Raw genomic sequence first — 24,542 nt, 5'->3', positions numbered from 1 at the left:
CTGTCATTCTTCCACGGGTGGATGGCAAGTCCGGATGGTGAGACGTCGATGGGCGCCGACCTTGCGGCCGGCGCCCATCGAGCGAGCGTGCTGGTGGTTGGCCAGGTGCCGATCGTCAGTTCGCCGCGGACTCCTCGGTACCAGGAAGGGGCCTGAACGCGTTGTCCACCGGCGAACCCGGCACGTACTCCGGAAGGTCGGTGTCGTCGTCCGCCACAAAGGACCGGGTGTCATCGAGGAGGAGAACACCATGCCAGTGATGGTCACCGTCCACTGGTCCTCGGTCAGCGCGGGCCGACCGGGCGACTCCTCCGCCGGCGCTGCCTTGGCGATGGTGAATCCGGTCACGGTGTAGAAGCGGGTCAGTTGCGTCTCCATCGACTTGATGAAGTTGAGGACCCTGACCGGATCACCTTCCGTCGTGATCGAGACAGGCATGGCGAGCAGGCCATCAAACGGCGCCTCTACCACCGGCGTCGCCCCGGTGTCACCCGCAGCTCCGCCCGTGGTGCCGTCGGTACTCGTCTCATCGGCGTCCGCCGCGGCGGTGGCTGAAGGCGAAGGGGACGGGCTTGGTGTCGCGGCCGTGCCGTCCGTGGTTGCTGGCTCCGCGATGGTTGGAGGCTCGGTTCCTGCGGCGGCGAGCGGATCGATGGCCTCGGGCCTTCCGGTGGTGAAATCGACGAGCGGGAGACCCGCAGTTGCGAGACTGTCGGCGACGAGCCGTTCCAAGGAAGGCTGCGCGACTCGTGGAGGCATGTCGAGCGAGATCTTGGCGATTTGCTCACGCCAGTCAGGCACCTCCTGCTCAAGCGCCTTCATCTGCTGAATCTGAATCTCGGTCAGATCGTTCGCATCGCGAGCGATCTGCGCCTCCTCGGAGGCGGCAGTCGCCTTGTCGAGTTCGGGGCTGATGAGCGTCAAGTACGCAAGCGCGCCCACGACGATCGCCAGCACGATCGCCGCGAACACCCAGGCGCCAGTCCTCTGCTGAGTCTTCATCAGTTGGCTCCCTCTCCGGTGGGCGCAGGCGATGCGGATGGGACCGCCTCAGATGCCTCGATCTCGGCAAGCAACTCCTCGGGCACCGTGGTCTGCTCGGTGACCGTACGGCCCGACAGCGCACTGAACGTGATCCGCGTCGCACCCGAGTACTGCCAGAACACCGCACCGTTCTCGTTGTTGCCCTGCAGTTGCTTGGCCTCGACCCAGGTGTCGCTGAAGCCTGGCAATGCGTCGAAGGCCTCGATGAGCGCCGCAGTCAGGTCTGGGGTGCTCGCGCGACCGGTGAATACGATCGAGCCCATGTCGGGCTGCGCAAAGGCGGTCCCATCGGTGGCGATCACGCCTGCCGGAGTACCCTGCGCCATCGCCATGTCAGTGAAGGTGATGCCGTCCGGCGCACTGCTCAGCAGCGCGGTCAGATGCGTGGCCCAGTCGATATCCGTCGAGCCGGCCCACTCACGCGCCTTCACGGAGTTGTCGAAGGTATCTGCGAGGGTGTTGATGTAACCGTAGGTCGCCAACTCCGTCTGGAGCTGGGTCCGGCGGTCGTTCTCCGCCTGGAGCTCGTCCTCTGCGGAACTACGAATCGCGACCACCAGGAAATACGCGGCGGCCACGACAACGAGGAAGATGCCGAATACCAGGACGATCACTGCCTTGACACGCCCCTGCGTGCGGCGCGCCGCGATCTCGGGGGAAGCAGGTTGACCTGGGGCGCCGGAGGCGCGCCGACCGGCGAGGAAACAGGCATGATCGAACTCACGTTCGACGGTGCGGATCCCGGGTTCATGATGCCTCCCCAAAAGCGAGACCGATAGGCACGGCCGCTCGCACCTCGAGCCCCTGGACAACCTCAGGGCGCACCTTCTTGCCCAGTGCGACGCGTGCGAAGGCGTTGCCGTAGCGCACGGGGAGCCTGGTAGCCGATGCGAGGTACTGACCTAGTCCGTTCAGCAACGAGCCGCCACCGGTCATGACGACGTGGGCAGGCGCCTCGCCGGGATTGCTCGATGCGAAGTACACAAACGTGTTGCGCACTCCCTCTACGAGGGCACGGGCGCTCTGTGCGAGTGGATCGATTGCGGCTTCCCTCCCGGGGACGGCGCGGCCACCGAGGCCCATCTGAATCTTGACCTCCTCCGCCTCGACCGCGCTGATCTGGAGCGATCCGGCCACTGCGTCGGTGAGATCCTGGCCGCCCTGAGGGAGCGTTCGGACAAGACGTGGCACGCCGTGGCTGGTGATCACCACGGTGGTGAGGCGTGCGCCGATGTCGACAAAAGCGACGCCGCCGGCCATCACGTCTTCGGTGTACTGACTGCGGAGGAGCGCGAAACCAGCGAGATCCACCATCTTGGGCCGCAGGCCTGCGGCCTCGACGGCGAGCAGGTTCTGGGTCACGGTCGACTTGGGCGCCGCGACCATGATGCCGCGCACCACCTTGGAGCTCTCAAGCTCCTTCTCGCCGGTGGGGTAGAAGTCCAGGAGGACCTCATCGACCGACATCGGCAGCGTCTCCTGGACGTGGAAAGGGAGCGAGGACTTCAACTGGGGCATGGGAAGGGCTGGCAGCTCGATCTCGCGAACCACGACGTTGGCGGAGCCGACCCCCACGTGGGCATCCTTGACGCTGATCACCGCGTCCTGTGCCGCTTGCCTGATCGCATTCCCCACTCCGGAAACGTCCACGACCTCGCCGGCCTGGACGGCCCCGCGCGGCAACGGGACTTCCGCGTACCCGGTCAGCGTCCCGCGGCCACGGGCGGCCGCACCCTTTCCGGAGAACTCGACCTCCGCGACCCGCACATGCGTGCCGCCGATGTCGACCCCGACTCTCTTGATTGCCACTGCTCCCCCTTCGGTCCGGGAATGTCCTGTGTATCGGCGCCTCGCGCCCTCAACTCAAACTGCGTCGCGTCTTACACGGCCCACCCCGTGGCCCACTCCACATACCACGACGAGATCGCTGGCCCCCAGAGGACGGCGATCCAGAATGCCGTGATGATTGCTGGTCCATAGGCCAACCTGACGCCGCGCACACCGCCCGCCCTGACGCCAGCGGCGATCGCGAGCAGGCCACCGACGAACGGACCTAGGAACGCGCCCACGGCGAGCGCCCCCAACCGAGGTACCCCAGGATGGCACCGATCGGCACGGCCAACTTGACGTCGCCGAAGCCGAGGCCCTTGGGGTACACGAACCACAGCACAAAGTAGAAACCCCCGAGCGCAAGCGCACCGAGTCCGGCTCGCCCCAGTGACGCCCACGCTCCGGATAGTGCGGCGTCGGCGACCAGCAACAGCACCGCCGCGCCGGCCAGGGTGAAGACAAGCGCGTCGGGCAAGCGGTGATGCTCCAGGTCGATCGCGGTCAACGCCACTGTGAGGAGGGCGCTGAGCGCGAGCAACCACGTGACCGCACCCGAACCGAACTGCCAGGCGACGAGGCCGAAGAGGACGCCCACGGTGAGCTCAACAAGAGGGTAACGAGCGGAGATTGGCTCCTTGCAGTGTCGGCACCGTCGGCGTAGCACCAACCAGGAGAGCACCGGGATGTTGTCATACCACGCGATGTCATGCCGACACGTGGGACATCGGCTGGAGCCCCGCACCCAGCCTTCGCCTGAGGGTACGCGGGCAATGAGCACATTCGCGAAGGACCCGCACAACAGGCCCAGCGCGACGGCGGCCAGGATCACCACTCAGGACACCTCGCGCTTGTAAACCACCGAAACGTCGTAGCCGGTCACGGTGCTCATACCAGCCGCAAGGTCGTACCCGGGAATACCGACGTATGAATACTCAAGGCTGAACGCGTTCTTCGGGCTCACGCTGCACCCGTACCACTGCCCGCGCGTGCCCTCATGCGGGTTGAGCGAGATAGCACCCGGAGAGTACGCGAAGATCGACGCTGGCGCCGTCACCAGGAAGTCGGTCGAGTTGGAGTCCATCCCGCCCTTGCTGCAGTCATTGGGGGTCGTGGTTGACGCATACTCGTACGGCACGATGAGCCAGATCTTGTAGTCCCCGGACGCTGTCACGTGAAACGTGGTCTTGACGCTCATCGAGCGCATGATGATCGCCACGTCACCGTTGAGGTTCGCGTAGAACTTCTGGACCTGCCAACCATTCGAGCACGACGTGAGGTCGTAGACCGTCTTCCCGGCAGGAAACTGCACGGGTGAACCGGACGACCCGGCGTCCATGTTCTTGCCGCAGGGGTTGGTTCCGAACAAGGTTTGCGCGTCCGAAGTCGACTTCACGGTGAAGTTCTGCGGCGAGGACGTCCACGTGGTCTTGTTGGGGCTCGGCTTCGACGTGTCCCAGTAGATCTTGGGAAGGCCGACGGGAGCGAAACTCGAGGGCACCGCAGCGGCCCCAAGCATAGGCTGGATACCGCCGAGCGCCGTGAGGTTTGCCGGCGTTGCACCCGCCAGCTTCGCGGCTCCCTTGATGGTGAACGGCGTGCCAATACTCGTCGCGCCGCCCACCGCCAAGTTCCCGGACCCAGTCATCGAGGTGCCCGAGGCATTTCCCGCGACCGTGAAGTCCTTCTTCACCAGCACATCACCGTCGATCGAGCAACCCTTGCCAATATTGAGGCTCCCGGCTGCCACGAAGACAGAACCATACAGGTTCGCGCCCGTACCACCCGCGCCACAATCCCAATTGCCGTTGTCGACCCAAATATCGGCACTCTCTCCGAGATCAGACCGAGTGATCTCCAACTTGTTGCTCGGAGTGAAACCATTCGCGGAGAAGATCGCTGCGTTGGCTCCCACGGACTTCACCGGATTAAGCAGCACCTTTGCCTGCATCTTCCGGACAGGGGCGACACCCTGTTGCGGCGCAGTGCCGGATGAAGTGGCAGTGATCACGGCTGTCGCGGGTGTACCAGACAGGACGCCAGCATTGCACGTCAGTTTCACGCCAGTCGCGTCCCAGTACTCCACACCAACGGCAGTTGACGTTGCCTGAGCGCCAGTGCCGTCGGTTGTAGTTGACATGCACGGCGTGCTGCTCTGGAGGGTCACCATGGTGGCGTCGACCGCGCCCTCGGCAGTGTGGATCTCCGTGGTGCGGACACGATCGCGACCCGAGTCATTCACGGCAACGATGGTGGCAGTGACGACCACCCCCGCCACCACCATCGCGATCAACGCGATACCCATTGCCATGACGAGGGCGACGCCCTCATCCGTGTGGAAACGTGCTCGAGAGACCATCTCTACCTCCTACGGTGCCGGAACCGCGCTGCAGAACGTTGACGAGTAACCGAATATCGTGTTGCGACCGGTAACTACCGATGTCAGCACTTGGGACTTCGCATCCGATCGTGCCTGCGGATCCCCCATCCTCAACGTAATGCGTACATTCTTCGCGTCAGACGTGCCAGTGTTGGGAGTATCAACCCAGAAGGGCGGCCACGTGGTGGGATCGCCGGAATCAATCACCGAACCCATCGCCCGCTCGACGTTTGACGCCACTCGGGTCCATGAAGTGACGGTGGCAACGTCTGCCGGATCCCATTCGCGGTACTCAAGCTGACCGAAACGGGCCGTGCTGCTAGCGAAGTTCACGCGCCACTGCACGCAACTGTCGAGCCCGCCCTCCTGGGTATAAATGCGCAGTGAATAGTACTCGGGGACGCCAGCCGTCGTATCCGACGCCGGATCCATGATGAGATTGCCCGACCGGATCTGCCGATCAATCTGCGAGAGCCCTAGCCGCGCCTGTTCTACGGCCCGCTGCCGCCCAAGGTTGTCCTGTGCCTGTTCGCTCATGCGGATCATGAGACCGGTAAGCAGAGCCATGAGAATCGAAAAGATCGTCATGGCGATCAGCAGCTCAACGAGAGTGAAACCCTTGTCTGCACGCGCCACCCGCAAGCGTTCACGCATTCGGGGCCTCCTTGAACAACGCCGCCGCCTGAGAACCGTTGATGGTCGTCGCGACCGCGATCCGCCACGGCGCGAAAGTCGAACCGCCGGCGGGTGCGACATGGTACTCAGTGACGACGCTCACATAGCCATTGGTCGCAGTGACCGAGCAGCCCTCTACACCCTTGCAGGCCGTCGACGACTTGACTGATGCGGATGACCCCGTGACCTGGAGCCGCGCGGTCGCCGTGATCACCGCAGCGCCGGTGGTCCACGTCACCGCCGGGACGTCTGCCGTAAATGCGCTGCTCGCGGTGATAGCGACCGGAGACGAGTAGCCCGTGCCGTTCCAGTAGGTAACCGAAGCGGACCGGCTAAAGGCAGGAGCCGTCGACGCAAACCCGACGCCGCGCTGCACGCTGACCGCGTCCGAGTAGCCGGAGATCACTACGAGCCCGTTCGCGGCGTTCGCATCCCACTCAGTACCTGTCTGAACATCGCCAATGACCACCGAGCCGAAGGTCTGCTGCGCGCCCGCCGACGCGCAACCCGACCCACTCAACGTCTGGCAACCAACACTCGCGTTACCCGCCACGGTCAGGAATCGCCCGGCCCACGCGTGATTAACCGACGTGGTGGGCGATGCCTTCACTCCTGCGAGAAGTAGTTCCTCACCAGAGACGCTCAGCGTCATCTGGCCGGTGCCACTCGCATTTGCGCTGAGGCCCGCGTGTGCGCAGGGCGCTCCGGCCGCGATCGCGCTAGCCAAACCGGTGCTGCACGACTGCGTCGTGGTGGCCGCCAGGGAGGCCAACCTGCTCTCGTCCGAGCGCGCCGCCAACGAGAACACTCCGCCTGCGATAGAACCGACGCTCGACGCACCGGCGCCCGAGACGCCGACGGGGTTCGCGGGCGCGGCGCCCGTGGTCGTGTCATTCGAAGCGCGAAGACTGTACTGCGTGAAGCCCTTGCTCCACCCCTGCGCGGCAGGTTCCGTTGTCGGATCGGAATCATCCCATTCCACACCGCCGAACGGGGCGAAAGCCGAGGCATTCGACACCTGCTGGCTGGAGACACGGGCCGCTGCACCTGCAGTCGACATGTGCATGGAGTAGTAGCTTGAACCGGGGAGAACCGGCGACTCGCCAAGCCCGTCATCGGTGCTAGCAGTAACGGAGACGTCCACGCGCGATGCGGATGCCGTAGCCTCGAACGAAGCCTGACACGCGGCGAGGAAGGGCGCGGTCTCCGTGCTCCCGCACGTCGAACCAGTGGGCGCATACGCTGTCGAGGTCAGCACCGTGCGTTGGGTGGAACCGTCCGATGGCTTGGTCCACGTGGCGACCACGATGAGGCCCACCGCGTCGGTGGCTCCGGCGCCGGAGACTGTGGTCGTATACGATCTCAACTCGATCGAAGTTCCATTGCCGGAACCGGACGTAAGCGTCTGCTTATTGGAGCCGGAGGCATCGAACAGCGGTGGCCACGGCTTGGCAAGGTCCGTAGCGGTGGTGCCCATCTTCAACGTGTACGGCGTGCCGGTGACGGTGAGTGTGCTCCCCGATACGTACGAGTCACCACCAGCGGCGGTGACAAAACCCGAGTAGAGACCCTTGCGCAGGTAATTCCATGGCATTGCACGGAGCTGCTCCATGGCCTGATTCGCAGCGGCCGTGGCCTGCTGGCGAGCTTGGCTTTCGGCGTTCGTGGTCAGGGCCTTGGCCTGCACAAAGACGATCGAGAGCATCACGATGGCAAGCACGAACATCGCCACGATCACCTCGACCAACGTGAACCCGCCATCACGTTGACCCAGGACACGGTGCCGACTCATCGCTCGCATCGCTGTCTCCCCAACATTCGTGTACCGCAAGGTCTCGACCCGGTTGGGTTCCTGTGGACGGGCAAGCGACCGAGCCACAGGAACCCAACGTTGATCGGAATAGATCAGCAAGTACCCTCTTCGAGGCCGCCAGCGGCCGAGTACTTGTAGCCGACAACCGCCTTGTCGCCCAAGGCGTTGGTCACGTCGACGCACCAGGTGGTGGACGTGCCGCCACCCTCGAGGCCGTCCGCGCCGAGTGCAACATTCTTCGACGCATTGCCAATCTTATTCGCCGTAGCTGCGGCAGCGGTGGCGCCAAGGCCGTAGAAGCCACCGGTGGCGGCCGACTGGTTGACCACCGGCGCGGTCGTGTTGTCCACGTACCAGGTTGCGATCTCCTTGCCGAGCGTCGAGACATCGGCCTTCGCGGCGGAGTCCTCCGCCTTCTTGCGCTGGTTGAGGAACAGCGGGATTGCGATCGCGGCGAGGATGCCGATGATGATCATGACGACGAGGAGCTCGATAAGGGTGAAACCCTTGTCGTCCTTCTCCTCGATGCTCTTGCGAATGCGAGCCATCGCAGTCATTGTCTTCTCCTGATCAGTTTCAGTTTCTATGTGTTGATGAGGACCCTTGCGGGCCCCTCCTCCGCAGCACACCCTCAGGTGCGCCGCGGCGAAGTCTTATGCGACGAGGTCGAAGACCCCGAAGATGGGCATATACAGACCGATGACCATAAAGCCGACGATTCCGCCGAGCACCGCGATCATGATGGGCTCGATGAGAGAGGTGAGCGCCTCCGTGGTCGCCTCGACCTCTTGGTCATAGAAGTCGGCGATCTTGTCGAGCATGTCGTCGAGCGCTCCGGTGTCCTCGCCGACCGCCATCATTTGGACCACCATGGGCGGGAAGACCGGGTGCTCCGCGAGCGGCTTCGCGAGTGAGTTACCTGTGCGCACGGATTCACGCACCGCTTTGGCCGCGCGCTCGATCACGATGTTGCCGCTCGCCTCACCGACGATGTCGAGCGCTTGGAGAATCGGCACTCCCGACCTAAGCATCGACGCGAGGTTGCGTGTGAAGCGCGCGACCGCGATCTTTTGGGTGAGACCACCGAAGACCGGAACCTTCAGGTAGAACGGTTCGACCTTCTCGCGGAACCCCTCCTTATAGCGATTCTTCCTGTAGAGCCACGCGCCAACGAAGATCGCGATGACCAAGGGGATGATGAGCACCTTGAGCGCGTCGGACATCCACACGAGGATCTGCGTCAGGAACGGCAGCTCGCCGCCCAGGTCGCTGAACATGGTCGCGAACACGGGCACGATGAACAGCAACATGCCGGTCACCGCAAGGATTGCGATGACAAACACGACGATCGGGTACGTCATCGCGGACTTCACCTTGCCGCGGAGCGCCACTTCGGATTCAAAATTCTGCGCGACCGACAGCAGGACCTGGTCTAGGAAGCCGCCGACCTCGCCGGCGCGCACCATGTTGACCATGAGCGGCGGGAATGTGTCATGCTTGCCGAGCGCCTGCGAGAAAGATGAGCCGGCCTCGACATCCGCGCGGACCTCGTGAACGATCTTGGCGAGCGCCTTGTTTTCAGTCTGCTCCGCGAGGATGGACAGCGCGCGCAGGAGCGACAGACCCGCGGCGATCATGGTCGCGAGCTGACGCGACAGGATTGCGATGTCCTTGAGCTTGATCCGATCCGTCAGGCCCGGGATCTTGATCTCGGACTGCAGCCCGCCGGTCTTGACCTCGGTGATGGCGACCGTGGTCAGCCCCATCTCCTTGAGGCGTCCGGCGACGGCAGCTTCCGACGGGGCCTCGATGGTGCCCTTCTGGATCTTGCCCTGGGCGTCACGAACCTCGTAGTTGTACTTCTTGACGGTGGCGGTGGAGGTTGCCATCACTAAACCTCCGCCCCGGCCAGCGAGCCACGACCGCACAGGCGGTTGAAGTCCTCGAGGTGATGGCACATCTCGGCGCCCGTGTCGTAGGAGATGCGGCCCTGCTTCACCAGGGACGCGAGGTGCTGGTCCATGGTCTGCATGCCCTGCTTCGAGCCCGCCTGGAGCATCGAGTAGATCTGGTGCGTCTTGCCCTCGCGGATGAGGTTGCGGATAGCCGGCGTCGCGACCATGACCTCGACCGCGACGGCACGGCCCGGGCCGTCCGAGCGCTTGCACAGCGCCTGGCACATCACGCCCTGGATCGCAGTGCCGAGCTGCGTGCGCACCTGCGCCTGCTGCTCCGCCGGGAACACGTCGATGATGCGGTCGATGGTCTGCGCCGTGTCCTGCGTGTGCAGCGTCGCAAACACCAGGTGGCCAGTTTCGGCGGCGGTCAGCGCCACCTGGATGGTCTCCAGGTCACGCATCTCGCCCACGAGGATGACGTCGGGGTCCTGGCGCAGCACGTGCTTGAGCGCGTTCTTGAAGGACAGCGTGTCCGCGCCGACCTCGCGCTGGTTGACCAGCGACTTCTTGTGCTTGTGCAGGAACTCAATCGGGTCCTCGACCGTCATGATGTGGTCCGCGCGCTGGCGGTTCACGAGGTCGATGAGCGACGCGAGCGTGGTCGACTTGCCGGAACCCGTGGGCCCCGTCACCAGCACCAGTCCGCGCGGCTTGGACGCGAACTCCGCGACGGCCGGCGGGATGCCCAGGGCCTCGAGCGGCTTGATCTCATACGGGATCACACGGAACGCGGCGCCCACCGACGAGCGCTGCATGTAGAGGTTGACGCGGAAGCGCGCCTCCCCCACCAGGGCGTACGAAAAGTCGAGTTCAAGGTGCTCCTCGAACGTCTCGCGCTGCTTCTGCGTGAGGATCGAGTACATGGTGCGCTGCAAGCCCTCGGGGTTGAGCTTGCTGAACCCCTCAAGCGGCTGAAGCTCGCCGTCGAGACGCACCATGGGCGGTGCGCCCGTGGTGACGTGGAGGTCGGAGGCGCCCAACTTCATCATCTGGCGTAGCGCCACGTTGATGTCGAGGTCGTTCTCGTCGCGGTCGAGCGTCATGCCCACGCGCTTGCCCACCGGCTGCGCCTTCGGACCCGGCGCGGCCTGCGCCGCCGCGGGTGTGGGAGGGGCCTTCGGCTCCTCCTTCACGGGGGCAGGCTCGGGTGCCGGCATAAAGGCGCCCTGCTGCTGTGCGGCGGCGGCGAAGGCGGCGGCCGCATCGACGGGCGGTACGGGCGCCTGCATCGCGGTAGGCGCGGCTGGAGCCGATACAACGGGCGACGATGCGGCGGGAACCTGCTGCGCTCCGACGGGCGCGTCAGGCTGGCCAGTGTACGGGCGGCGCTCCTCGAGGAACGGCGCGCGCCGCGTGTTCTGGGGACCAGCGTGGTGCAACGACGGAGCCGCGGGCGCAGTGGGCAGCGGCGCCTCGGGCGACTGGGGAGCGAACACCGGATTGCCCGCCTGCGGTGCCACTGGGGGCACTGGAGCGGCAGCAACCGGAGCAACCGGCTGGGGGTCGACGGGAGGCGTCGTGGGCGCGGGCGGCTGAGCGGCGACCGGGCGCTGAGGCGCGGCGCCACCCTGCGGCGCGAACCATGCGCCGTTCCCAGGCTGGAACTCCGAAGTCATGCGTCCTCCCCCGAAATGCGCGCCTTTTATGCGCATTCCCTCAAACTATCGGCGTGAATCTACCATTCTAAGACATTCCCTATTTCACGACTCGCAGCAGCTCCTCCACGGAGGTGAGTCCGTCGCGGACCTTCGCCCAACCGTCCTCGATGAGCGTCTGCATGCCGGCCGCACGGGCCACGCGGCCGATGTCGGCGGACGAGGCGCGAGCGACCGCAAGCCGCTCGAGCTCTTCGTTTACCGGCATGATCTCATGGAGCGCGAGGCGCCCCCGGTAGCCAGTGCGGGAGCACCGCGCGCAGCCTGCGGGCCGGAACAGTTCGGGAAGTTCCTCGCCTGCCTGCCATCCGAAGCGCTCGAGCTCGTAGCCCGTCGGCGAGTACGTCTCCTTGCAGTGCGGGCAGAGCCGGCGCGCGAGGCGCTGCGCAATCACACAGTCGACCGCGGACCCGACGAGGAACGGCTCGATGCCCATCTCGGTCAGTCGCGTGATCGCGCTCGGCGCGTCGTTGGTGTGCAGCGTCGACAGCACCAGGTGACCGGTGAGCGCCGCCTCGATCGCGATCTGAGCGGTCTCGCCGTCACGGATCTCACCGAGCAGCACCACGTCAGGGTCGGAGCGCAGAATCGAGCGCAAAGCGCCGGCGAACGTCAGGCCAGCCTTGACGTTGACCTGCACCTGGTTGATCCCCGGAATCCGGTACTCGACTGGGTCCTCGACGGTGATGACGTTGATCTCGGGACGCGACACCTGGTTGAGCGTCGCGTACAGCGTGGTGGACTTTCCAGAGCCGGTAGGGCCCGTCACCAGGATCATCCCGTAAGGCTTGGTGTACGACTGCTGGTAAAGATCGAGATTGTGCTGGCGAATGCCAAGCTCTTCGAGGTCGAGCGTCGCCGTCGAGTTGTCGAGGATACGCATGACGACCTTTTCGCCCCACACCGTGGGGAGCGTCGCGACGCGCAGGTCGATCTTGCGGCCCTGGTGGTTGACGGAGAGGCGTCCGTCCTGCGGCTTGCGCCGCTCGGCGATGTCGATGTCGGACATGATCTTGATGCGCGAGATCACGCCGTTCTGGGTCGACTTGGGGGCCGCGTTCATCTCGTGCAGCACGCCGTCGATTCGATAGCGGACCCTGAGGTCTTTCTCCCCGGCTCGAGGTGAATGTCGGACGCACGGTCCTGGATCGCCTGCGTGATGAGCAGGTTGACGAACCTCACGATCGGCGCATCGTCTTCGATGACGTCGCCGATCTGCGAGAGGTCGACCTCCTCCTGCTCGTCGAGCGCGCCCTGAAGGTCCTTCATCTCCGCGTCGGAGCGGCAGTACCGGTCGATCGCCTGCATGAGGTCGTCGTGCGCCGCCACCACGGGGATGACGGTCCTGTGGGTGATCTGTCGAATGTCGTCGACCGCCACCACGTTGCCCGGGTTGGACATCGCGACCTTGAGGCGCTCGCCCTCGAAGCCGATCGGCAGCGCCGCGTGGCGCCGGCAGACGGTGTCGGGGATGAGCGCGACAGCCGCGCGATCCACGGGGTACTCGGCGAGTTCCACGAACTCCATACCCACCTGAGAAGCGAGCGCACGCACCAACTGACCCTCGGAGATGTACCCCATCTCCACCAGGGTCCGCCCGAGCGACTGCCCCCGAGCCTGCTGCTCGTCGATCGCGTCGACCAGCTGCTCCTCGGTGAGCACGCCCTCCTCGAGCAGGATGCTTCCTAGCTGCTTCATTCGCGCTCCCTCATGCGCCAGAACCATTAGCGCCGAACCTACCATCGGCAGCGCTCAGGCCCACCTGAAGTGTTACCTATTCAACATTCCACGCAGAGCGGCATCCATCACGCCAATCGGTGCAGAACGCCCCGTCATGAGTCGTACCTGCTCAGCAGCCTGATGAAGCAACATGCGCTCCCCGCCGATGCGCGTCCCACCCAGGCGGGCCCACGCGCCTCCCAGCGGGGTCACCAAGGGGTCGTAGACCGCGTCGAGCAGCGCCGCCCCCGCACGCACCAAGGTGAGGGTCCCCGCGACCTCCGCACCGGCATCGGCCGGAACGGTGGACACCACCACGTCGACTCCCTCCGCAAGCAACGGCACCTCATCGAAGCCCACCAACCGCGGACGCAGTCCCATGCGACTCGCGGCGCGCACCAGTCCTCCGGCGCGTCCGCGCGCGCGCACCGCGACCAGCAGGGCCTCGACGCCAAGCGCTCCCAGCGCGGCCATCGCGGACGTCGCCGTCGCTCCCCCGCCCAGGATCATGCCCGACCGGGCCGACTCGACGCCCGCCTCGCGGAAGGCCTCCTGGATGCCCCACACGTCGGTGTTGGCACCAGTGAGCTGGCGCACGCCGCCGATGTCCTGGATGAGCACCGTGTTCACCGCGCCCACCAGCTTGGCCATCGACTCGACGTAGTGCATGAGCGGCACGGCCTCGACCTTGAGCGGCATCGTCAACGACAGCCCCGCCCAGGCGGCGTCGAGGCCCCCGAGAAAGGCGGCTAGCCCTCCCGCGGGCACGTCGTACGCGCCGTACTCCCAGTCCAGTCCCAGCGCGTCGTAGGCGGCGCGGTGCAGCACCGGGGAGAGCGAGTGCCCGATGGGGTGACCCAGGACGCCCGCGCGGCGGACGGCGCTCACTCCGCGTCGGACTCGGTCTGGTTGGCGGCGACCCACGCGCGCAGGGTCTCGACGTTCGCGAGGTGGTCCGAGTACTCGGTCGCGTACAGCGTCTCGCCCGTGTCGAGGTTGACCGTCACGAAGAACAGGTAGTCGGTCTCCGCCGGCGACAGCGCCGCCTTGATCGACGCCTCTCCCGGTGCCGCGATCGGGCCAGGGGAAGGCCCACATTCGCGTACGTGTTGTACGGAGAGTCGATCGCGCGCTCGTCGTCCGAGGTGAAGACCCCCTCTGACGGGGACAGGTACTTGACGGTCGAGTCGAGCTCGAGCTTCATGTCGATGTCGAGGCGGTTGTAGATCACCGAAGAGATGAGCGCACGGTCGTCGTCGAGGCGCGCCTCGCGCTCGATGAGCGACGCGACGGTGAGGATGCGCACACGGTCCTCAGGTGCCACACCATTCCTGTCGAGGATGGTCACCGTCTGGGCGATCATTTTGGTCAGGATCTCCTGCGGGGTCACGCCGGGGTTGAACTCGTAGGTCGACGGGAACAGCCAGCCCTCGAGATTGCCGCCCGCCTCCTCGGGGAGGCCGAGCGCCTCGGTGTTCTCCGCGGCCGCCTGCACCTCCTCCTTGGTGGTGCCGGTGAGGTTCGCGATCGCCTGGAAGTAGTGGTCGAGTGTCCTGCCCTCGGGGATGGTGATCGCGCGTACGTCGCGGTTCGCGGGGTCGAGCAGCGCCTCCAGTGCGTACTCGGCCTTCATCTCCTTGTGCATGAAGTAGTAGCCGGGGGTGATCGACGCGGACTCCGCGTTGTCATTCGCGGCGATGATGAAGGCCTGCGTCGATGCGATCACGCCCGCGTCGTAGAGCGTCGCTGCGATGTCCGCCCCGGTGGCACCGCTCTCGATGACCACCTGGACGTTGCCCTGACCGGGGCCGTCGTAGTCCGCGATCTCGGTGGTGGTCGACTCGAAGCCCTGGAGGAAGTTCACCGCGATCGAGCCGCCGATCGCGAACAACACCACCGCGACGGCGGTCACGATCAGCGTGAGCCGCCTGCGCGCCGCGCGTCGCTTGCTGCGCTGAAGGCGCCGCAGGTCGAGAGACGTGGTGGTCGTGGCCTCAGCCTCGAAAAGGTCAGTCATCATTCCCCTTGCGCGGAACCTCGATGGTCACCGCATCGAGATTACCGTTCCTGTCAACGTCGAGGGCGTTCTCGAGAATCACCACGGCGGCCGCCTGGTCGATCACCTGCCGCTGTCGCTTCGCGCTGCGGCCGGCGCTGCGCATCGCCTGGGATGCGGTGGCCGTCGAAAATCGCTCGTCGATCAAACGAACCGACGCCTCGGTGAGTTCCGCGAGGGCCGCAGCGAACCCGCGCGCGTCCTGAGCGCTCGCGCCCTCGGCGCCGGCGAGGGTGCGCGGCAGCCCGACGAAGACGCGGACCGCCCCGCGCTCCGCGGCGATTGCGGCCACGGCCGCGACGTCGCCCTTGCCCCGCTGCACCGTGTCGACGGGAAACGCCATGAGCCCGTCAGGGTCGGACGCCGCTACGCCCACGCGGACGGTGCCCACGTCGACGGCGAGACGCACTCCCCTATCCACGCGCCGCCCTAGGCACGTGAGGCCACCGTTGCCTGCACGGCCTCGAGCGCGTCGGGGATGCGCGCGGCATCCTGACCGCCGCCCTGCGCGAGGTCCGGCTTGCCGCCGCCCCCGCCGCCCAGGATGGACGATGCCGTGCGCACCAGGTCTCCCGCCTTCAGGCCGGCGTCGCGCGCGGGTCCGTTGGTCGCGATCACGATCTGCGGCCGGCCGCCGAACTCGCCCGCGATCGCCACCACCGCAGGTGTCGACTCGCCGAGACGAGCACGCACGTCCGTCACGAGCGTCCGGAGGTCGTCCCCGTCCCCCGCCTCGTGAGACGCATGGGTCACGACGCGCACGCCGTTGACCGTCACCGCGTGGTCGACCAGACCGGCGGCCGCCTGCTGCATGGCCTGCTGACGATAGCCCGCGAGCTGGCGCTCGGCCTCGGCGAGACGCTCGAGTACCTTCTCGACCCGCCCCTTGAGCTCGCCGGGCTGCACCTTAAGTGTGGTCGTGAGTTCGGAGACCAGCGCGCGCTCGGCGGCGAGCTTCTGGAAGGCCTCGATGCCCACCATCGCCTCGATGCGACGCGAGCCCGAGCCCACCGAGGACTCGCCCGTGAGCGCGACGAGTCCGACCTGGCTCGAGTGATCCACGTGCGTGCCACCGCACAGCTCGCGCGACCACGGACCGCCGATCTGAATGACGCGCACCGTCTCGTCGTACGTCTCGCCGAACAGCGCGACGGCGCCCCACTCCTTGGCCTCGGGCAGGGTCATGTACTGCGCGGACACGTCGAGATCGCGACGGATCGCGCGGTTGGTGACCTCTTCGATCTCGGACCGCGTCGCCGCGGACAGCGCGGAGTTCCACGCGAAGTCGAGGCGAAGGTAGCCCGGCTTGTTGTACGAGCCCGACTGCAGCGCATCGGGGCCGAGGACCTCGCGCAGCGCCGCATGCACCAGGTGCGTGCCCGAGTGCGCCTGACGCGCGCCAAGCCGCCACTCCGTGTCGACCTCGGCGGAGACCTCGTCGCCCACGGCGATCTCGCCCTCGATCACCGTCACGGTGTGCACCACCAGTCCCTTGACGGGCTTCTGGACGTCGACCACCTCGAGCGTGCCGCGCGCGGACCGGATGATGCCCGAGTCGGCCTCCTGGCCGCCCGACTCCGCGTAGAACGGCGTCTGCGGGAGGATGACCTCGACGGTTTCGCCCGTCAGGGCGACGGGTACGCCCACCCCGTCGCGCACGATTGCCTGAATCTCGGTGGCGGTGACGAGCTCCTCATAGCCACGGAACTCCGTCGCGCGCGTCTCCTTGATCCCGTTGTAGACGCTGACGTCGGCGTGGCCGCCCTTCTTGGCCTTGGCATCGGCGCGGGCGCGCTCACGCTGCTCCTTCATGAGCTCACGGAACTTTGCCTCGTCGACCTGGATGCCCTGTTCGGCCGCCATCTCGAGGGTGATGTCGATCGGGAAGCCGTAGGTGTCGTGCAGCGTGAACGCGTCGGAGCCGGACAGCGCGGGGGTGCCGGATTGCTTCGCCTTGTCGACCGCGAGGTCGAAGATGGTCGTGCCCTGCGCGAGCGTGCGCCGGAACGCGTCCTCCTCGGTGTACGCGACGGACTCGATGCGCGAGCGACCGGTCTCGAGCTCGGGGTAGGCGCTGGCCATCGCGTCGATCGACACGGGCAGCAACTCGGGCAGCGAGCGGTCCTCGACACCCAGCAGGCGCATGGCGCGCACCGAGCGGCGAATGAGGCGGCGCAGCACATAGCCACGGCCCTCGTTGCCAGGCGTGACGCCGTCGCCGATCAGCATGAGCGACGAGCGCACATGGTCCGCGATGACGCGCATGCGGACATCGTCCGTCTCGTTGTCGCCATACGTCTTACCCGACAGCTCCTGCGCCTTCGCAATCACCGGGAAGACCTGGTCGATCTCGTACATATTCGACACGCCCTGCTTGAGGTACGCGAGGCGCTCCAGACCCGCACCGGTGTCGATCGCCTTCTGGTCGAGCTCGCGGATCAGCGGGTAGTCCTTGCCGGAGCCCTCTCCTCGCAGGAACTGGTCGAAGACAAGGTTCCACACCTCGAGGTAGCGGTCGCCGCCGGGGTCCACGGTGCCGCCCACGGCCTCGGGACCAAACTCGGGCCCGCGGTCGTAGTGCCACTCCGCGCAGGGACCCGCGGGACCGGGCTGGCCCGTGTCCCAGAAGTTCTCTTCGCGCGTGAGTCGCACGATGCGCGACGGGTCGACGCCCACGTTGACGAGGTGCGACAGCGCCTCCTCGTCCTCGTTCCAGATGGTCACCCAAAAACGCTCCGGGTCGAAGCCCAGATTGCCCTCCGACTCGGGTCCCGTGAGGAACTCCCACGCGAAGTCGATCGCGCCTTCCTTGAAGTAGTCCCCGAACGAGAAGTTGCCGAGCATCTGGAAGAAGGTGCCGTGGCGCGTGGTCTTTCCCACCTCCTCGATGTCCTTGGTGCGAATGCACTTCTGGACAGAGGCGATGCGCGGGTGCGGCGCGGTGTCCGTGCCGATGATGTACGGGATGAAGGGGACCATGCCCGCGACCGTGAAGAGCAGCGACGGATCCGGCGACACGAGCGACGCGCTCGGCGCGATGTGGTGGTCGCGCTTGGCAAAGAAGTCGACCCATCGCGTGGCGATCTCGGAAGTCTGCATGGCTCTCCTACGTGTCCTTACCTGTCATCCGGCGTGGGGCGGGACCTGCCCGGCGCCTGCATCGTACAGAAAGGGCCGCGGCGCACCGCCCCTCAGGGGCGCCGCGCCGCGGCCTCTCAGTGTGTGGCTCGTCGAAGCCTCACGGGTGCGACTAGCGCGCGTAGTACTCGACGACCAGCTGCACGTCGCAGGTCACGGGGACCTCGGCGCGCTTGGGACGGCGGACCAGGCGGGCGCTGAGCTTCTCGAGCGTGACGTCGAGGTACTCGGGCACCTGCGGGAGCACGTCACGGTGCGCGCCGGCGGCGGCGGCCATGTAGGGCTCGAGGGTGACGGCCTTGGGCTTGACCTGGATGGTCTGGCCCGGCTTCACGCGGAACGAGGGACGGTCGACGATCTTGCCATCCACGAGGATGTGGCGGTGCAGGACCGACTGACGCGCCTGGAGGATGGTGCGGGCAAAGCCGGCACGCAGCACCAGGGCGTCGAGACGCATCTCGAGCAGCTCGACGAAGGCCTCACCGGTCAGGCCGGACTCCTTCTTCGCCTCGGCGTAGGTCGAGGTCATCTGCTTCTCGCGGAGGCCGTACTGGGCGCGAAGACGCTGCTTCTCGCGCAGACGAACCGCGTAGTCGCTTTCCTTGCGGCGGGCGGTACGGCCGTGCTCGCCGGGCGGGTAGGGACGCTTCTCGAAGTGCTTGACGGCCTTCGGAGTCAGCGCGATCCCGAGGCTGCGCGACAGGCGGACCTGGCGGCGTGCCTTCTGTACTGAGGTCATGATGTCCTTAATAACTTCCCGGGCGCGCGGATGCGCCGGGAAATAATCGATGTGCTGAGTGCTGGAGTTCGCGGGGCAGCAGCCAACCGTCCGCGAGGGCTCGAATAGTGTAGCAAAGCGGGTGGGGGCCGCACACCCCGCGACACGCGCGGAACTCTCGACGGACCCTAGTCCCTGCCGAGCATGCGGCGAATCGTCGTGAGCCGCTCGCTCAGGGTGCGTTCGAAGCCGTGCTCGGTGGGCTCGTAGTAGCGCGCGCCCTCGAGCGCCTCGGGCAGGTACTCCTGCGCGGCGACCCCGTGGGGAGCATCGTGCGCGTAGCGATAGCCCTGGCCATGGCCGATGCGCTCGGCTCCCGCGTAGTGCGCGTCCCTGAGGTGGTCGGGGACCACGCCGGCGCGGCCGGCACGCACGTCGGCGATGGCCTTGTCGATCGCGACGTACGCGCGGTTCGACTTGGGAGCGCTCGCCAGATACGCGGTCGCCTCCGCGAGCACGATGCGCCCCTCGGGCATCCCGATGAAGCTCACCGCCTCGGCGGCCGCCTGCGCGATCACCAGACCCTGAGGGTCGGCAAGGCCGATGTCCTCGGCGGCGAGGATCACGAGCCTGCGCGCGATGAACCGCGGGTCCTCCCCCGCGACGACCATGCGCGCCAAGTAGTGCAGCGCCGCGTCGACGTCCGACCCGCGCACCGACTTGATGAATGCGCTGATGACGTCGTAGTGCTGGTCGCCCGACTTGTCGTACGCGACCAGGGCGGCATCCATGGTCGCCTCGGTCAGCGCGGCCGTGATGAGCCCGCCCTCCGAGGACTGCAGCGCGGACTGAGCGACCGACTCGAGCAGGGTGAGCGCCTTGCGGGCGTCGGCCCCCGCGACACGCAGGATGTGGTCGCGCGCACCGTCCTCGAGGGTCACCGTGCCACCGAGACCGCGCTCCTCCACGATCGCGCGGTCCACCACCTCTCCCACATCCGTGGCCGCGAGCGGCTGCAGCGTGAGCAGCAGCGAACGGGACAGGAGCGGCCCCACGACCGAGAACGACGGATTCTCCGTGGTCGCGCCGATGAGCGTGACCCAGCGGTTCTCCACCGCGGGCAGCAACGCGTCCTGCTGCGAACGCGTAAAGCGGTGGATCTCATCCACGAACAGCACTGTCTCGCGCTCTCCAGTCGCGATCCGCCGCTTCGAGTCGTCGATCACGGCGCGCACGTCCTTGACTCCCGCGGTAACGGCCGACAGCTCGACGAACCTCCTGTTGCCCGCGACCAGGTACGCCAACGTGGTCTTGCCCGTGCCGGGCGGTCCCCACAGGATCACCGAGGTTGCGGGTGCCGCCTCGCCAATGAGCCGCCGCAGCGGCGAGCCCTCCGCGAGCAGGTGTGCCTGCCCCACGACCTCATCAAGGGTGCGCGGTCGCATGCGCACCGCAAGCGGCGCGTTGCCGAGCGCCTCCGGCACGCCGGTGGCGTCCATGCGCGCGGAGTCGAACAGATCCATGGGTTCAGCGTAGGCGCAGGGTCTGACAGCACACGCCGCGCCGGCCGCTGCTAGTACCCGTTGACTCGGGCGAACTCGTCCGGGTTGAACACCCCATACATGTCGACGATTCGCCTCTCCCTGACGAAGACGCCGCGCGTCGGGTCACCCGTGCCGTCAGAGGTGTTGCCCTCGACCAGGATCACGTTGCTGCCGACCACCCGGTCAACGATGCCCGCGTGAGTGGGCCCCGTATACGGCGGCCAGTCGACCAACACCACGTGGCCCGGCTTGAGATCCGCCGCGGTCACCGTGCGATCGACGATGCCCGACGCGAGTGCCTCGCGCGCCCAGTCCGAATACAGCAGCTCGAACGGCACGCCCTGCTTGAAGCCCGACTTGTCGAACACCCACATGACGAACACCATGCACCACGGGTTGCGACCGCCCGCCCAGTCGTTGAACTTGTTGTCGTTGTACGACACGGCGCGATAGCCGACCTGGGAGTGCGCGGTGCGCAACACCGCGGCGGCGTCGAACGGCCTCACGACGTTCATGTGCATGGCGGGGGCCCACGCGAGTCGATCGCGGAATCGCACCTGCCACCAGTCGCCGCGAATGACGCCGGTGAACTCGCCACGCTCGCCGCGGCGGATCTTCATCAGGACCGTGTCGTTGTTCGACGGGCCGTCGCGAAACCACAACTCGTCAACCTTGATGCCCACGCGAGTCACCGTGAAGGACGGCTCGGTCGTGCGCAAGTACTCCGAGGGCGCCCATCCCTTGACGCCGCCCATTTCCACGCGCTGCCATCCATGCTCGCGTGCGCCATCGAAGGTTCCGCTCGCGTTCCTCCGTGCAGACACCACGACGGCCGAGTTCCAGGTGGGCTGCGCCCGCAGATGAAGGGTCGATGCGGTGACCCATACCGTGGCGCGAGGCGCCAGCACCGGTGCATGGGCGGTCACGGGCTCCGCGCCGTGCTCGAGCCGGTAGAGGAATGCAGCCATTGCGTCGCGGGTGATGGTCTGGAGCGGCTTGTAGACCCGCCCGCGCCAGTTCACCCACCCCTGCGAGATGCCCTGGGTCGCGAGCCACTCGATCGCGTCGGCATGCTCGGGGGACTCGTCCGAGTCGACATAGACCTGCTCACCCGACGGCGCGGAGCCCCCTCGAAGCGGTAGAGGAACGAGGCCATGGCGTCGCGAGTGATCGCCCGCGTGGGCTTGAAGGTGCCGTCGGACCAGCCGCCCGCAATGCCCTGAGCCGCGGCCCACTCGATTTGGACGTAGAAGTCGGACGTCTCGGGGGTGACGTCGGAGAAGGTCGGCTCGCTGGGAGCCTCAAACTCGGGCGAGCCGGCGTAGCGGTAGAGGAACGCGGCCATGGCGTCGCGCGTGACGCGACCGAATGGCCTGTACTCGCGTCCCGCCGTCGTGGCGTAGCCAAGCGAGATGCCCGTCTCGCCCATCCAGGCGATCTCATCGGTAAACTCCGGCGAGCGATCCACGTCGACGAACTCGACGGGGGCCTCGACGGCCTCCTCGGCGGCCGCGGCGGGCACGGCGATCACGGCGGTGAGTGCGCCGGAGACGAGCAGCGCCGCGACACGGACGAGTCGGCGGTGGATGTGGACGGTCTCAGACATCGACCGGCTCCGTTCTCCGCCCGTCTCAGGGCGGCGCTCAGGACGCGACCCTCCCCGCGACCGTTGGACCTGGCGGCTTCCCAGCGCGGCCACAGTATCAAACTGATTCCGCGCCGGGCCGCAGCCCACCGTGAGACTCCGCGCCACCGTGGCGCCCCGCATCGTCCCCGCTGCCCCCGTGGTCCCGCGCGTCTAGCCTGGTGACCATGGGAATCTTCACCCGGCTGGGTCATGCCATCGCACGCGCGCCGCGGCTGGTCGTGATTCTCGCCACACTCGCCACGATCTGCCTTTACGCGCTCGCGACCGTGGGCGTCAACGGAGAGGGACTCTTCCAGCGGGTCACCACCGGGCCGCCGCTCGTGGACGGCTCGCAGTCGTGGGAGGTGACGCAGGCCCAGGAACGCACCGCTGACCCCGCGGTCGGGCCTCGCCTCGCGTCGTATGTCCGGGACGCACGCCCGGACGATGCCGGGGTTCAGGCGGCCATGGAGGCCGCCCTCGCGCGCATCGCCGAGGTCGACCACGTGGCGTCGGTGGCCACGCCCTTCGCCGGCCCGCCCGAGGCGCGCGCGGCGCTCGTCGACGCCACGGGCACCGGCTTCCTGGTCGACGTGGCGTTCGCCGACCCGGGCGACGACGCACTCGCGCTCCACGAGGAGGTCGCGGCGATCATGGCTGGCGCCGTCGCGGACATGCGCGCGAGTCAGCCGGAGGCGACCGTGCTGACGTTCTCGGGCCCGCTCGTGTTCGACGACTTCACTCATCAGCTCGAGCGAGACCTCGTCACGGGCGAGCTCATCGCGCTGCCCGCGGCGCTCATCGTGATGGTGTTCGTGTTCGGCGGCTTTCTCGCCGCGGCGACACCGCTCACCGGTGCCATCGCCTCGATCGCGGGCGGCCTGGCGGTGCTGTACGGATTCTCCTACCTGCTGGATCTCGATCAGAGCGCCGTGAACGTCGTGACGGTGCTCGGCATCGGCCTGTCGATCGACTACGGGCTGCTGCTCGTGTCGCGGTTCCGCGAGGAGCTTCACCGGCTCGGAGGCGACCCGCGCGAGGCGCGTGACGAGGCACTCGTGCGCACCCTCTCCACCGCGGGCAGGACCGTCGCCTTCTCGGGCCTGATCGTGGCGGTCTCGGTGGGCGGCATGCTCGCCTTCTCCCCCGAGATGATCAGGGGCATCGGCGGCGCCGCGGTGGGTGTGGTCACCACCGCGATGGTCGCCGCGCTCACGGTCGTGCCCGCCGTGCTGTATCTGCTCGCGCCACGCATCGTGGGGGCGGGACTGCTCGCGCGGCTACCCGGGGTGCGGAGGGTCGTGTCCGTCACGTCCAATGTCGACCGCGAGGACGGCGCGTTCGCGCGTCTCGCCACGCGGGTCCAGCGCCACCCGTGGCTCGTGATGATCGGCGCCACGGCGCTGCTTCTGCTGCTGGCGTCGCCCGTGCTGGGACTCACGCTGCGCAACTCGGATATCGAGGCGCTGCCGGTCGGCAACGAACGGCGCGACTACGTCGTCGCATTCGAGGAGGGCTTCCCTCACCTCGTGGAGCCCGCCGTCACGGTGCACTCGCTCGAGTCGCCCGCTGCCCTCGCGGACTGGCTCACGGCGGTGGCCGAGCTCGGCGGGGTGGCGGGGGTCGAGGAGCCGGTGGTGCTCGAGGGCGAGACCTTCGTCGGCGTGCGCCTCGACACGACGGACGCGACCGGCCCCGAGGCCGCCTCGACCGTGCGTGAGATGCGCGAGTTGCCCGCCGACGTGACCATCAACGTGGGTGGTGCCGCCGCGACGCAGATCGACTTCATCGACGCGATCGCCGAGGGCGCCCTGGTGGCCGGGGCGCTCGTCGTCGTCGCGACCTTCGTGTTGCTGTTCCTCATGACGGGATCGCTGCTCGTCCCGGTCAAGACCCTCCTCATCAACGCGCTGTCCCTGCTCGCGACGCTGGGCGTGGTGACGTGGATCTTCGGGGAGGGCAATCTCGAGTCGCTGCTGGGCTTCACCTCGACGGGAGGCGTGGAGACGTATGTCGCGGTGATCATCGTGGCGTTCGGCTTTGGGCTCGCGATGGACTACGAGGTGTTCCTGCTCGCGCGCGTCAAGGAATACGTCGACGCAGGCGAGAGCAACGATGCCGCGGTCCGCAAGGGTCTGCAGCGGTCCGGTCGCATCATCACCTCGGCGGCCGCAGTCATCGTGCTGGTCTTCCTCGGCTTCGCGATGGGCGACCTGCTCATGATCAAGGAGGTGGGCGTCGGACTCGCGTTCGCGGTGCTGCTCGACGCGACCGTGGTGCGCTTGCTGCTCGTGCCCGCGACCATGACCCTTCTGGGGGACTGGAACTGGTGGGCACCCGGGCCCCTGCGCCGGCTCCACCAGCGCATCGGCCTCACGCACGAGTGAC

General features: G+C 67.0%; 18 protein-coding genes and 3 pseudogenes. 1 reads left to right on the top strand and 20 read right to left on the bottom strand.

What is annotated here, in order from left to right; all coding sequences use genetic code 11:
* Positions 1–3: 3 nt before the first annotated feature.
* The 20 genes and pseudogenes from QUE44_RS03655 to QUE44_RS03560 all read right to left on the bottom strand — a co-directional run bounded on the left by QUE44_RS03655 (position 4) and on the right by QUE44_RS03560 (position 22,133).
* Positions 4–1,002, bottom strand: coding sequence for a hypothetical protein (locus QUE44_RS03655; RefSeq protein WP_286215919.1), 999 nt, complete (start codon positions 1,000–1,002; stop codon positions 4–6).
* Positions 1,002–1,658 (bottom strand): hypothetical protein, encoded by a 657-nt coding sequence (locus QUE44_RS03650; RefSeq protein WP_286215918.1) that lies wholly within the window; start codon positions 1,656–1,658, stop codon positions 1,002–1,004. The genes QUE44_RS03655 and QUE44_RS03650 overlap by 1 nt, the downstream gene beginning before the upstream one ends.
* 133 nt (positions 1,659–1,791) lie before the next feature.
* Positions 1,792–2,853: a type IV pilus assembly protein PilM gene (gene pilM, locus QUE44_RS03645; RefSeq protein WP_286215917.1), complete on the bottom strand. Its 1,062-nt coding sequence runs from the start codon at positions 2,851–2,853 to the stop codon at positions 1,792–1,794.
* 244 nt (positions 2,854–3,097) lie between these two features.
* Positions 3,098–3,469 carry a prepilin peptidase gene (locus tag QUE44_RS14335; protein ID WP_433997192.1) on the bottom strand — a complete coding sequence of 124 codons (372 nt, stop codon included), beginning with the start codon at positions 3,467–3,469 and terminating at the stop codon, positions 3,098–3,100.
* Between the two features lie 24 nt (positions 3,470–3,493).
* Positions 3,494–3,652, bottom strand: a pseudogene (locus QUE44_RS14330) (prepilin peptidase); the annotation flags it as partial.
* A 54-nt stretch (positions 3,653–3,706) separates the two neighbouring features.
* Complete coding sequence (locus tag QUE44_RS03635; RefSeq protein WP_286215916.1) at positions 3,707–5,230, bottom strand: hypothetical protein; 1,524 nt, start codon at positions 5,228–5,230, stop codon at positions 3,707–3,709.
* A gap of 9 nt (positions 5,231–5,239) precedes the next feature.
* Positions 5,240–5,905, bottom strand: a complete 666-nt coding sequence (locus tag QUE44_RS03630) for a PilW family protein (RefSeq protein WP_286215915.1) — start codon at positions 5,903–5,905, stop codon at positions 5,240–5,242.
* Positions 5,898–7,718, bottom strand: a complete 1,821-nt coding sequence (locus tag QUE44_RS03625) for a type IV pilus modification PilV family protein (protein ID WP_286216656.1) — start codon at positions 7,716–7,718, stop codon at positions 5,898–5,900. The genes QUE44_RS03630 and QUE44_RS03625 overlap by 8 nt, the downstream gene beginning before the upstream one ends.
* A 113-nt stretch (positions 7,719–7,831) precedes the next feature.
* The gene (locus QUE44_RS03620; protein ID WP_286215914.1) at positions 7,832–8,287 is read right to left on the bottom strand and encodes a type II secretion system protein; all 456 of its coding nucleotides are present in this window, start codon (positions 8,285–8,287) and stop codon (positions 7,832–7,834) included.
* Between the two features lie 105 nt (positions 8,288–8,392).
* Positions 8,393–9,628: a type II secretion system F family protein gene (locus QUE44_RS03615; RefSeq protein ID WP_286215913.1), complete on the bottom strand. Its 1,236-nt coding sequence runs from the start codon at positions 9,626–9,628 to the stop codon at positions 8,393–8,395.
* A 2-nt stretch (positions 9,629–9,630) separates the two neighbouring features.
* Positions 9,631–10,926, bottom strand: a complete 1,296-nt coding sequence (locus QUE44_RS03610; RefSeq protein WP_286215912.1) for a type IV pilus twitching motility protein PilT — start codon at positions 10,924–10,926, stop codon at positions 9,631–9,633.
* A 466-nt stretch (positions 10,927–11,392) separates the two neighbouring features.
* A pseudogene (locus tag QUE44_RS13960) lies at positions 11,393–13,050 on the bottom strand (GspE/PulE family protein).
* Positions 13,051–13,122: 72 nt separating this feature from the next.
* On the bottom strand, positions 13,123–13,959 hold the full coding sequence (locus tag QUE44_RS03595) for a shikimate dehydrogenase (protein WP_286215909.1): 837 nt from the start codon (positions 13,957–13,959) through the stop codon (positions 13,123–13,125).
* Positions 13,956–15,088 (bottom strand): annotated as a pseudogene (mltG, locus tag QUE44_RS03590) (endolytic transglycosylase MltG). Before mltG ends, QUE44_RS03595 begins: the two are co-directional and overlap by 4 nt.
* Complete coding sequence (gene ruvX, locus QUE44_RS03585; protein ID WP_286215908.1) at positions 15,081–15,536, bottom strand: Holliday junction resolvase RuvX; 456 nt, start codon at positions 15,534–15,536, stop codon at positions 15,081–15,083. Before ruvX ends, mltG begins: the two are co-directional and overlap by 8 nt.
* A 20-nt stretch (positions 15,537–15,556) precedes the next feature.
* Positions 15,557–18,226, bottom strand: a complete 2,670-nt coding sequence (gene alaS / locus QUE44_RS03580) for an alanine--tRNA ligase (RefSeq protein WP_286215907.1) — start codon at positions 18,224–18,226, stop codon at positions 15,557–15,559.
* Positions 18,227–18,377: 151 nt separating this feature from the next.
* Positions 18,378–19,004: a 30S ribosomal protein S4 gene (gene rpsD / locus QUE44_RS03575; RefSeq protein ID WP_286215906.1), complete on the bottom strand. Its 627-nt coding sequence runs from the start codon at positions 19,002–19,004 to the stop codon at positions 18,378–18,380.
* 167 nt (positions 19,005–19,171) lie between these two features.
* Positions 19,172–20,506 carry a replication-associated recombination protein A gene (locus QUE44_RS03570; protein ID WP_286215905.1) on the bottom strand — a complete coding sequence of 445 codons (1,335 nt, stop codon included), beginning with the start codon at positions 20,504–20,506 and terminating at the stop codon, positions 19,172–19,174.
* A 50-nt stretch (positions 20,507–20,556) separates the two neighbouring features.
* On the bottom strand, positions 20,557–21,549 hold the full coding sequence (locus tag QUE44_RS03565) for an SH3 domain-containing protein (protein WP_350226886.1): 993 nt from the start codon (positions 21,547–21,549) through the stop codon (positions 20,557–20,559).
* A complete protein-coding gene (locus QUE44_RS03560) occupies positions 21,546–22,133 on the bottom strand; it encodes an S-layer homology domain-containing protein (RefSeq protein ID WP_286215904.1) in 588 nt (195 codons plus the stop codon). The genes QUE44_RS03565 and QUE44_RS03560 overlap by 4 nt, the downstream gene beginning before the upstream one ends.
* Before the next feature lie 206 nt (positions 22,134–22,339).
* Here QUE44_RS03560 and QUE44_RS03555 point away from each other — a divergent pair, with 206 nt between their 5' ends.
* Positions 22,340–24,541, top strand: coding sequence for an MMPL family transporter (locus tag QUE44_RS03555; protein ID WP_286215903.1), 2,202 nt, complete (start codon positions 22,340–22,342; stop codon positions 24,539–24,541).
* Position 24,542: the final 1 nt, after the last annotated feature.

Origin of the sequence: Demequina sediminis (assembly GCF_030296675.1) — a bacterium.
Lineage (GTDB): Bacteria > Actinomycetota > Actinomycetes > Actinomycetales > Demequinaceae > Demequina > Demequina sediminis.
The sequence above is the reverse complement of the archived record's forward strand: the minus strand, read 5'-3'. Positions and strand labels throughout refer to the sequence as shown.

Coding starts and splice junctions, on each gene's coding strand:
- QUE44_RS03655 (WP_286215919.1), bottom strand. CDS start 1,002: ATGAAGACTCAGCAGAGGACTGGCGCCTGGGTGTTCGCGGCGATCGTG.
- QUE44_RS03635 (WP_286215916.1), bottom strand. CDS start 5,230: ATGGTCTCTCGAGCACGTTTCCACACGGATGAGGGCGTCGCCCTCGTC.
- QUE44_RS03630 (WP_286215915.1), bottom strand. CDS start 5,905: ATGCGTGAACGCTTGCGGGTGGCGCGTGCAGACAAGGGTTTCACTCTC.
- QUE44_RS03625 (WP_286216656.1), bottom strand. CDS start 7,718: ATGAGTCGGCACCGTGTCCTGGGTCAACGTGATGGCGGGTTCACGTTG.
- QUE44_RS03620 (WP_286215914.1), bottom strand. CDS start 8,287: ATGGCTCGCATTCGCAAGAGCATCGAGGAGAAGGACGACAAGGGTTTC.
- QUE44_RS03615 (WP_286215913.1), bottom strand. CDS start 9,628: ATGGCAACCTCCACCGCCACCGTCAAGAAGTACAACTACGAGGTTCGT.
- QUE44_RS03610 (WP_286215912.1), bottom strand. CDS start 10,926: ATGCAGGCGCCCGTACCGCCCGTCGATGCGGCCGCCGCCTTCGCCGCC.
- alaS (WP_286215907.1), bottom strand. CDS start 18,226: ATGCAGACTTCCGAGATCGCCACGCGATGGGTCGACTTCTTTGCCAAG.
- rpsD (WP_286215906.1), bottom strand. CDS start 19,004: ATGACCTCAGTACAGAAGGCACGCCGCCAGGTCCGCCTGTCGCGCAGC.
- QUE44_RS03570 (WP_286215905.1), bottom strand. CDS start 20,506: ATGGATCTGTTCGACTCCGCGCGCATGGACGCCACCGGCGTGCCGGAG.
- QUE44_RS03560 (WP_286215904.1), bottom strand. CDS start 22,133: ATGTCTGAGACCGTCCACATCCACCGCCGACTCGTCCGTGTCGCGGCG.
- QUE44_RS03555 (WP_286215903.1), top strand. CDS start 22,340: ATGGGAATCTTCACCCGGCTGGGTCATGCCATCGCACGCGCGCCGCGG.